This window comes from Streptomyces sp. UNOC14_S4 (assembly GCF_020740835.1).
Classification (GTDB): domain Bacteria; phylum Actinomycetota; class Actinomycetes; order Streptomycetales; family Streptomycetaceae; genus Streptomyces.
Genome location: NZ_JAINFC010000867.1, coordinates 1 through 1720, shown reverse-complemented (window position 1 = coordinate 1720; position 1720 = coordinate 1). Strand labels below are relative to the sequence as shown.

Below are 1720 nucleotides of genomic sequence, written 5' to 3'. Positions count from 1 at the left end.
TCCCCGCCCCGGCCCGCCGCGAACAGGCGAAGCAGCCCGTGAAGGTCGTGCCGTCCGGACGCCGTATGCAGACGGCGGCCGAGACACCCGACCCGATCGGTGAGGCCGTCCGCGCGGCACTCGCCAAGCACGAGGGAGACCTCGACGCGGCGACCGCGACCCTCATCAGGCGCGCGATCCCGGACGCCATGGCGCTGCTGGACCACACCCGCAAGGGCGGCCGCTACGACGTCATCGGCCACCCGCCGCTCCCGGACATCCTGCGCAAGCAGACCGCCCGGGGAGCCGACCGGATCTGGGAGGCGCGCCCCAAGTGGGCCCGCCCCCACCTCCCCGCGGGCCGTCACACGATCACCGCCCTGGATGTCAACGGCGCCTATCTGTCCGCCCTCAAGACCCACCTGCCGCTCGGCGCGCTGGAGCACTGCACCGGCGACCACCACGACCGCCGCCGCGCCGGTGTCCATCTGATCACCCCGCCCGACTGGGAGCACGACGACGTGCTGCCCAACCCCATCGGCCACCGCGAGGAGCCCGGCCCCCTGTGGGTGACCGAGCCCACCCTGCGCCTCCTGCTGCGCCTGTCGAGCCCCGCCTACGGCCTGTGCGCGCCGCCGGAGATCCACGAGTCCTTCACGTCCGGCGCGACCGAGAACCTCCTGGAGAAGTTCCGCGTCGCGCTCAAGGACGCCCGCGACCGTGCGATCGCCGAGGACGACGCGGTGACGCTGGAGTACGTGAAGGCGATGTACTCGAAGTTCGTCTCGACGATGGGGGAGTCCCACTACAACCGGGAGCTGTACCGCCCGGACTGGATGCACCTCATCCGCTCCCAGGCCTTCGCGAACCTCTGGATGAAGGCGTACAAGGCTCACGACGAGGGCCTGCTGGTGGTACGGGCCATGGGCACCGATGAACTCCACGTCGCCGGCCAGTGGCAGCACGTCTTCCCCGAGGGCCGCGGGGTGACGGAAGTGAAGGTCAAGGACGTCTACACGGTCGGCACCGCGGAGGACCCGACGGCGGCGGGGGAGCCGGACCCCGAGCCCGGCGGGGTACACGCCTCGTAAGAGGCGTGGCGCGTGGGCGCGCCCGGCCCCACCGGCCCGCGGCCACGGCGGAACCGCGCTCGTTCACCTTGTCTCCTTCGAGGATGCCCTGTCCTTTAGGGCGGGGAGGAATCGAAGCATCCGCGTAGCGGGGCAGGGGGCGGGGTTTCGCCGCCAGGGCGAAAGACCGTGTTTGTACGGCAAGTTGACCTCCGGTGACCGTTTCTACTAGGTTGTTCTGCGTGAAGATTGTTGCGCAGGTGAAGTTGTTGCCTGCGTCCGCGCATGACGCGGACGCACTGGCGGCGACCCTGCGTGCCTGCAACCGTGCCGCGAACGCGGCGTCTGAGGTGGCGTTCGCCAAGGACCTCAAGCGGCGCAACGTGCTGCAAGAGGCCGTCTACCACCGGATCAAGGCTGACTGCGATCTCGGGGCGCAGGCTGCCGTGCGCACGGTCAAGAAGGTGTGCGACGCCTACGCCACGCTGAAGGCGAACCTTCGGGCCGGGAACTACGGCCCGGAGGGTTCCGGGCGACGGGTCAGGGTGGAGTCGAAGCCGATCGCTTTTCGTGAGACGTCGGCGCAGCCGTACGACGACCGGATTCTGACCTGGAACCTCGATGAGCGCACCGTGTCCGTCTGGACGGTGGCCGGACGGCTCAAGGGCATC

2 pseudogenes are annotated in these 1720 nt (G+C 69.9%); both read left to right on the top strand.

The features are described from left to right. A pseudogene (locus K6I34_RS36600) lies at window positions 1-1070 on the top strand (transcriptional regulator); the annotation flags it as partial. Window positions 1071-1291: 221 nt separating this feature from the next. Further along, a pseudogene (locus K6I34_RS36595) lies at window positions 1292-1720 on the top strand (RNA-guided endonuclease TnpB family protein); the annotation flags it as partial.